Consider the following 7812-nt stretch of genomic DNA (forward strand, 5'->3'; position numbering starts at 1 on the left):
GGCACCGATGACCGCCTTGTCAAGACCCAAGGAGAGGGATCTTTTGAGCAGCTTTAGCCCCAAAAACTCGTACGACGTCCACGTCGATGAGGAGTTTGGCATCACCGAAGCCGTTGCCACGCTGGACAACGGCGACTTTGGTACCCGCACCATCCGTTTCGAGACAGGCCAGCTGGCCCGCCAGGCCGACGGCTCGGTGACCACCTACCTGGACGAGGACACGATGATGCTGGCCACCACCACCGCATCGAACCAGCCTCGCGAGGGTTTCGATTTCTTCCCACTCACCGTTGACGTCGAAGAGCGCATGTACGCCGCGGGCCGCATACCCGGCTCGTTCTTCCGCCGCGAGGGCCGCCCGTCCACGCAGGCGATCCTGGCCTGCCGCCTGATCGACCGACCGCTGCGCCCCACCTTTGCCAAGGGCCTGCGCAACGAGGTGCAGTGCGTGATCACTGTGCTGTCGATGGCACCGGACGAGTACTACGACGTCGTCGCCATCAACGGCGCGTCCGCCGCGACCCAGCTGTCCGGCCTGCCGGTCTCCGGCCCGGTCGGTGGCGTGCGCATGGCGCTGATTGCCGACGATAAGCACCCGCAGGGCCAGTGGGTCGCCTTCCCGAACGCGGCGCAGCACGAGCGCGCCCTGTTCGAGATGGTCGTCGCCGGCCGCATGGTCGAGCGCAAGGACGGCAAGAAGACCCGCGAAGACGTCGCCATCATGATGGTCGAGGCCGGCGCGGGCGTCAACGTGGTCAAGCTGGTCAAGGAGGGCTTCCCGGCCCCGACCGAGTCCACCGTGGCAGAGGGCCTGGAGGCGGCGAAGCCGTACATCCGTACCCTGGCCAAGGCACAGGCCGACCTGGCCGCAGAGGTGGGCAAGGAGACCAAGGAGTTCACGCTCTTCCCGCCGTACTCCGACGAGGTGTACAAGCAGTTGGAGAAGAAGGCCGCCAAGAAGCTGGGCAAGATCATGACGATCAAGTCCAAGGCGGAGCGCGAGGATGCCTCCAACGAGTACATGGAGGAAATCGAGGAGTCGCTGCTGGACAAGTTCGACGTGGACGAGGATGATCAGGAATACGCCGCCACCTCGAAGGAGATCCGCGCCGCCTACAACGCAGTGCAGAAGAAGATCGTGCGTGAGAAGATCCTGAAGGAGGGCTTCCGCATCGACGGCCGTGGTGTCAACGACATCCGCGACCTGGAGGTCGAGGTCGAGCTGATCCCGCGCGCCCACGGCTCCGCCCTGTTTGAGCGCGGCGAGACCCAGATCCTCGGCGTGACCACCCTGGACATGCTGAAGATGGAGCAGCACATCGACTCCCTGCACCCGGAGGATTCGAAGCGCTACATCCACCACTACAACTTCCCGCCGTACTCCACCGGCGAGACTGGTCGCGTCGGTTCGCCGAAGCGCCGCGAGATCGGCCACGGCGCACTCGCAGAGCGCGCGCTGCTGCCGGTCATTCCCACCAAGGAGGACTTCCCGTACACCATCCGCCAGGTCTCTGAGGCGCTGGGCTCCAACGGCTCGACCTCGATGGGTTCGGTCTGCGCGTCCACGCTGTCGCTGTACAACGCAGGCGTGCCGCTGGCTGCACCGGTGGCCGGCATCGCAATGGGCCTGGTCTCTGGCGAGGTTGAGGGCGAGACCAAGTACGTCGCACTGACCGACATCTTGGGTGCCGAGGACGCTTTCGGCGACATGGACTTCAAGGTGGCAGGTACCACCGAGTTCATCACCGCGCTGCAGCTGGACACCAAGCTCGACGGTATCCCGTCCGACGTGCTGGCCGCAGCCCTGGACCAGGCCTACGAGGCACGCGAGACCATCCTGGAGACCATGGCCGAGGTTATCGAGGGCCCGGACGAGATGAACCCGCTCGCACCGAAGATCACCACCGTCACTGTTCCGGTGAACAAGATCGGCGAGGTCATCGGCCCGAAGGGCAAGATGATCAACTCGATTACGGAGGAGACCGGCGCGGACATCAGCATCGAGGATGACGGCACGATCTACGTCTCCGCAACCGAGGGCTCGGCAGCGGACGCGGCGATTGAGAAGATCAACGCGATCGCCAACCCGCAGATGCCCAAGGTGGGCGAGCGCTACCTGGGCACGGTGGTCAAGACCGTCGCCTTCGGCGCGTTCGTCTCCATCCTGCCGGGCACCGACGGCCTGATCCACATCTCCAACCTGGGCGGCAACACCCGCGTGGAGAAGGTCGAGGACGTGATCAACGTCGGCGACAAGGTCGAGGTGGAAATCCGCGACATCGACAATCGCGGCAAGATCTCCCTGGTTCCCGTGGAGGACTAGTCCCCACCGCCTTTGAGCGATAGTGAAAACGCCTTCCGCAATGTGAACTGCGGGAGGCGTTTTCTCGTGCGCGCATGTGCGCGGACGCGCTAGGGGAGGAAGCGCAGCTTCTTGCCCAGGTTCAGCGCGGTGCTGAGCAGCGTGCCGTAGTACTTGCGCGGCAGCTGGGACGGCCCACGCATCGGCATGATGCGCTGCTCGGAGATGTTCTTCGGTTCCGTGTACTTGGTCAGCCCCTCGGCACCGTGGCGACGGGACAGGCCGGACTGCTTCACGCCACCCAGCGGGGTGGAGATGGCGGCCCAGGTGGAGGCGTAACCGTCGTTGATGGTCACGCTGCCGGACTCGATGCGCTTCGCCAGCGCCCACGCGGTCTTGGGCGCGCCGAAGACAGAGGCATTGAGCCCGTAGTCGAGCGAGTTGGCCAGCTCAACGGCCTCATCCATGTCGCGGACGTGCTGGACGTAGACCACCGGACCGAAGACTTCCTGGGTTTCCAGGTCGGTGTCCGGGCCCAGGTCGGTCAAGATGGTGGGGGCGAAGTGGTACGGGCCGATATCCGGGCGGGCCTTGCCGCCGGTGATGAGGGTGGCACCCTTGGAAAGCGCGTCGTCGACAAACGCTTGCACTCGGTCGAGCTGATCCTGGTTGATCAGCGAGCCCATCTCGTAGTCCCAGTTCAGACCCGAGCCGAGCGTGATGGACTCGGTGGCCTTGCGGAAAGCGTCGATGAAGCGGTCGAAGATGGCGTCGGGCACGTAGATGCGCTCGATGGAGACGCACAGCTGGCCGGAGTTGGAGAAGCACGCAGTGGCGATGGTGTTGGCGTGCTTCTCGATGTCCGCGTCGGGCGCAATCAGCATCGCGTTCTTGCCGCCCAGTTCCGCGGAGTAGCCCACAAGGCGCTCGCCGACGGTTTCGCCGAGGATCTTGCCGGTCTGGGTCGAGCCGGTGAACATAAGGTAGTCGCACTGCGTGGAGATAGCGTGGCCGACTTCCCGGCCGGAGCCGGTGACGATCTGGAAAAGCTCGCGCGGCAGGCCCGCCTCAATGAGGAAGTGCAGCGCGATGAGGTTGGAAAATGGGGTCTGCCAGTCAGGCTTTGCGACGATACCGTTACCGGCAATCAGCGCCGCGATCGCATCAGACACGCCGAGGGCGAGCGGGTAGTTCCACGGGCTGATCTGGCCGACGATGCCCTTCGGCACGCGCTGCTCGACCGTCTTGGAGATCACCGGGAAGGCGCCGGCACGCTTGGTGTCGGAGAGCAGGCCTTCCGCCTTGTTGCAGTAGTAGCGGGCGTTGTTGAGTACGTCGAGTACTTCGTCGAACGCTGCGGTGCGGTCCTTGCCGGTCTCCAGCTGGACGACGTCTGCCAAGAGGTCCTGGTTGCGGTAGACCAGGTCGTGGAAGCGGGAGAGCACTTCGACGCGCTCGCTGATCTCGCGGGCGGCCCACTGCTTCTGGGCTACGCGGGCACGGCGGAAGGCTTCGTCGACATCAGCCTTGGTGCCAACGCCGACCCAGCCGATGGGCTCGTCGACAAACGGGGAGGTCACCTCTTGGCGCTCGCCGTTGTAGAGCGAGCCGGTGGCGTGGTTGGAGGTGAGGTTGAGCAGCATCTCGTGGAAGTGCTCCGGCAGCGGTTGTGCCTTCAGACGACGAATTGGCATGGGAAATACTCCAGTTAAAAGATCGGGTGTGGGCAAGGACTCACGCCCCAGGTTGCGGGTGTGCGAACCTGGGGCGTGGAATGCTTCGGATGCGAGGTTAGAACGGGCAGCCTGCGGCGCGGCGTGCAGCGGCACCGCCGTCGTCGTTGCCCTTCTCGCCCGGCTCACGCGCGGCAACGGTGATGCCGTCGGCAGCCTTGAGCTCTTCTTCCGGGTCACCGCCGTTGTTGTACGGGGCGATGTTGCGCGGCTCCTTGTACTTGCCCTCGATCATGCCGTGCTTGATCATCTGGGAGCGACCCGGCTCCATGTAGCGCTTGTCCTCGGGCAGGATCTCGAAGACCTTCTTCACCAGCTTGGCAATACGGTCGAAGCGCTTCTGGTCCTTCTTGGTCCACTCGAGGTCGAGGATGCGGCGCTCCTTCTCCGGCAGGGTGCCGTAGGTGAGCCAGATGACCGGGCGCATGATCGGCTTCCAAATGACCTTCCATACCTTCAGCGGCACGCCTTCCGGTGGAGTGATCATCTCTTCGCGCGCGGTGCGCAGCGCGAAGTCGACGGTCTCGTTGCGCTCAAGCACCGTGTCGACCATCTCGTCCATGTACGCCATGAGGTCGTCGTAGTTGTCGATGACCGGGCGCTCGGACATCTCGTACTTATCCCACCAGGTCACGCCCTCGCGGACGATCTGGTCCTTCTCCTCGTGGGTGAAGGGGGTGCCGAAGAGTTCCTGGGCGTAGATGACGCGGTAGACGAAGGTGGCGTGTGCCCACCAGAAGGTCTCCGGGTTCATGGAGTGGTAACGCTCGCCGTTGCGCAGCTTGCCCTTAATGGTGGTGTGGTAGTCACGAATATTCTTGGACAGGCCCTCATCGTCATAGATAGACATGATGATCTGCGGGGTGGAGCGCTCCAGGCGGGCGAAAGGTTCGTCGAAGAACTTGGAGTGATCCAGCAGGGACTGGCCAATCGCCGGGTGCATGTTCTGCATGATGCCCGTGTAGCCACGGAGGAGCTGGATGCGGTTATCGGAGCCCCACTTCCACAGGAGGGAGTCCGGGCCGAGGGGGGAGCGGCGGATTTCGCGCTTGCCGCCCTTGGGTTTGTCGGCGGAAACTGGAGTAGCCATCAGCTGCCTCTTTTCATGTGCTTGTCGACATCACGGTTGATGTGTGAACGGTAGCACAAACGTTACGTCTGTGGGAAGTGGGCCACACAGTTTTCGAAGCGAAAGTATTATCCGTACCGCACTATCGGTAGGGCGAGTAGCGGTAGGTGTGGGTCGTCGGGAAGTGGTAGCTGCCGTGGGGTTGCCCCGGCATGTGTTCGGGGTGCGGCGTGTTGAGAACGTGCCGCGCACGTGCCCCGAGTGTGGCAGGATCACATGGAAATGCTACACATGCGCGAGTGTGTTGGTGTACGCCACCCGAAGCGTGGTAGCGTGTGGCAGATCATACTCGATTGTGTCGTTTCGGACGCTTCGCCAGCTGGTGCAGTTCGCCTTGACGTGCGCGAAACGGGAGTGAGCAGGAGCATTACGTTCACGGTTTCCCATTGATGAAAGGTAGATCCCATGGGGAAATTCAATTGGAAGAAGACCGCAGTCGCGCTGACCGCGGGCTGGCCGCCTTTGGCGCGACAGGCGTGGCGGTGGCCCAGGGCGGGTTGACTGCAAACCTCGCCTTGTCCGGGACGTTGTTTAAGGTGAGCATGACGCACCTTGACGGCGAAGACTTTGCGCTGTTCGTAGACAGCGAACAGATGCAGGAGGACAACACCATTCCCGTCGCGCGCCTCAAGTTCGGTCATGCCTATGCGTCGAACCTCTGCCTGTCCGCGAGCTTGCCGGATCTTCCAATGGTCGGGGAGGGCACCCTTGCCCTGCGCGCCAACGGCGACCAGAGCGTGGAGGTGCGCAACCTCCTGGTTGGAGCGAACGACATCAAGGGCGCGCTGCAGCTCACCGACGCCAACGTGGGCATCGATGCCAACCAAGTCACTCCGAAGGCCGCTCCCGGGACGTGGGGTCTGCACTCCAGCAAAGTCTCCTTGAGCGCAGACGACATCACCACTACTTCCATCGGTGTGGAGTATCTGTCCGCCTCCGGCGTGGGCGTGACCGTGGAGAGGGGACGTGAGAATGCCTGCGGCCTCTGATGCGAAAGAACCGCAAGATTCGCTTGATGACGGGGCGTCGACAAGCACTGCCGAAACCGCCGAACTCGAGCGAGTTGAGGTGGAGGACGCCGAGGAGCAGCTAAGCACTGCCCAGCGCTTCAAGCGGTGGCGTCGCAACCGGCCCTTCATTCCCGGCCTGCTCATGATGATCTCCGGGTTTGTCATCGCCGCGCCCGCCTACATCACCGTGCAACTTTCTGACATCCTGGTGATGATTTCTACGGTCTCCGGCGTCTCGACGCTGCTGATCGGCGTGCTGATGTTCATGTTCGGGCTGGGCTGCTGGCTGCAGCCAGCGACCGCCGTCTACCTCGGCGTACTCGCCATCATTGTGGCCGTGGTGGCCCTGCCCACCTCCAATCTCGGCGGCTTCGTCGTTGGCTCGCTCTTCGGCATTGTGGGTGGCGCGCTCGCGCTCGGCTGGGAGGCCGAGGGCGACGAAGATGCGGATGCACCGAAGAAGAAGCGCTCGAAGAAGAAGCGTGTCAAGGAGCCCGAGCCGGAGGACGACTTCGATCCGTTTGCGGAGGAGGCGTTTGCGGATTCGGAAGAGGATGAAGGCCGCGGCGGGAGCACCCGCCTGGGCGGCTCGACGCTGAACTCGGTCGTTGCGCTCGCAGCAGCTACGGCAATTGTCGGTCTCGTGCTTGGCGACGCGCAGACCGTGTCCGCCGAAGAGACCGTCCGCAAGGTCGCGCAACCCGCGCCGGCGGTGCAGCTTCCGCAGCTGCCGACCCCGCAGCTTGAGCTCCCGCAGCTTCCCGACGTCCCGTTGCCCTCCCTCAACGTCCCCCCGCCACCAGGCGGCGGGCAGCCGTCAGCACGGCCGAGTGCACAGGCAACCACAACGAGCCCGACCACCACCTCGCCGAGTCCCGCCCCAGGACCGGACGCCGGCGCGAGGGCCGCGGGCCCGCTCGCACCTGCGGCGACACCAGCCACGGTCACCGCTGACAAGGTCACCATTACCGGCAACGTGCACGCCACGATGGACTACGTCAACGTAGCGGGCACGCCGAAGCGCGCCCTGATCCTGACCGGCGATCGGCTCGTCGGCCGCAACCTCGGCCTGCAGATCCCTGGCTTCGGCGGCGGGGCGAAGCTGAGCACGGGCAACGTGGACACGAAGGTGATCGACGGCCCGGTCAAGATCGTCGCCACCGGCCTGACAGCCACCCCGGCGGTGCGCGACGTGCGCACCATCCCGGTGACCGTCAACCTGGACGCCGACATCAACTCGGTACTTGACCAGCTCGGCGTGCCAGAGCGCCACCCGGTGCCGAACATGGAGATCCCCGACATGCTGATGAAGGAAATCTCCCTGACCGGCGTGACCATGGAGATGGTTTCGCTCTACGGGAAGGGATTCGAGGCCCCCTCGGTGCGCCTCACGGTTCCCTAAACGGGACGGATTGTAAGGGTTTGTAGGGTCCGGCAGCTGCTGCCACGGTGTTGGACATCGTGGGGGCGGCTGGCCGGGTCTTTTGCTGTGATGCGTCTCGTGCGGCTGACCCTGGTCTAAACGTTGGTTGTCTAAACGCTGGTCCAAATGGAGCTAGCTCCGTTTGGGGTTTCCGGCTTTGCGCGACCTGGGGTTTTGGTGGCGGCGCTGGTCTAAATGGAGCTAGCTCCGTTTAG

At 63.9% G+C, this 7812-nt stretch carries 5 protein-coding genes; 3 read left to right on the top strand and 2 right to left on the bottom strand.

All coding sequences use genetic code 11. From position 1 onward, the window contains the following. The first annotated feature begins 43 nt into the window (after window positions 1-43). Window positions 44-2323 carry a polyribonucleotide nucleotidyltransferase gene (locus HMPREF2990_RS07505; protein WP_246817484.1) on the top strand — a complete coding sequence of 760 codons (2280 nt, stop codon included), beginning with the start codon at window positions 44-46 and terminating at the stop codon, window positions 2321-2323. Window positions 2324-2412: 89 nt separating this feature from the next. Here HMPREF2990_RS07505 and HMPREF2990_RS07510 read toward each other — a convergent pair whose 3' ends face one another. Further along, window positions 2413-3996, bottom strand: a complete 1584-nt coding sequence (locus tag HMPREF2990_RS07510) for a succinic semialdehyde dehydrogenase (protein WP_070763708.1) — start codon at window positions 3994-3996, stop codon at window positions 2413-2415. Window positions 3997-4093: 97 nt separating this feature from the next. Further along, window positions 4094-5125: an oxygenase MpaB family protein gene (locus tag HMPREF2990_RS07515; protein ID WP_070763710.1), complete on the bottom strand. Its 1032-nt coding sequence runs from the start codon at window positions 5123-5125 to the stop codon at window positions 4094-4096. A 458-nt stretch (window positions 5126-5583) separates the two neighbouring features. On the opposite strand from HMPREF2990_RS07515, the gene HMPREF2990_RS07520 reads away from it, so the two are divergent. Further along, window positions 5584-6153 carry a DUF6230 family protein gene (locus tag HMPREF2990_RS07520; protein WP_246817486.1) on the top strand — a complete coding sequence of 190 codons (570 nt, stop codon included), beginning with the start codon at window positions 5584-5586 and terminating at the stop codon, window positions 6151-6153. Next, window positions 6137-7576: a DUF6114 domain-containing protein gene (locus tag HMPREF2990_RS13250; RefSeq protein WP_070763711.1), complete on the top strand. Its 1440-nt coding sequence runs from the start codon at window positions 6137-6139 to the stop codon at window positions 7574-7576. Before HMPREF2990_RS07520 ends, HMPREF2990_RS13250 begins: the two co-directional genes overlap by 17 nt. Window positions 7577-7812: the final 236 nt, after the last annotated feature.

It is taken from the genome of Corynebacterium sp. HMSC071B10 (assembly GCF_001814825.1).
In the GTDB taxonomy this organism is placed as follows: domain Bacteria; phylum Actinomycetota; class Actinomycetes; order Mycobacteriales; family Mycobacteriaceae; genus Corynebacterium.

Bases quoted from the DNA above. Each gene is read 5' to 3' on its own strand.
- HMPREF2990_RS07510 (WP_070763708.1), bottom strand. From the start codon at position 3,996: ATGCCAATTCGTCGTCTGAAGGCACAACCGCTGCCGGAGCACTTCCAC.
- HMPREF2990_RS07515 (WP_070763710.1), bottom strand. From the start codon at position 5,125: ATGGCTACTCCAGTTTCCGCCGACAAACCCAAGGGCGGCAAGCGCGAA.
- HMPREF2990_RS13250 (WP_070763711.1), top strand. From the start codon at position 6,137: ATGCCTGCGGCCTCTGATGCGAAAGAACCGCAAGATTCGCTTGATGAC.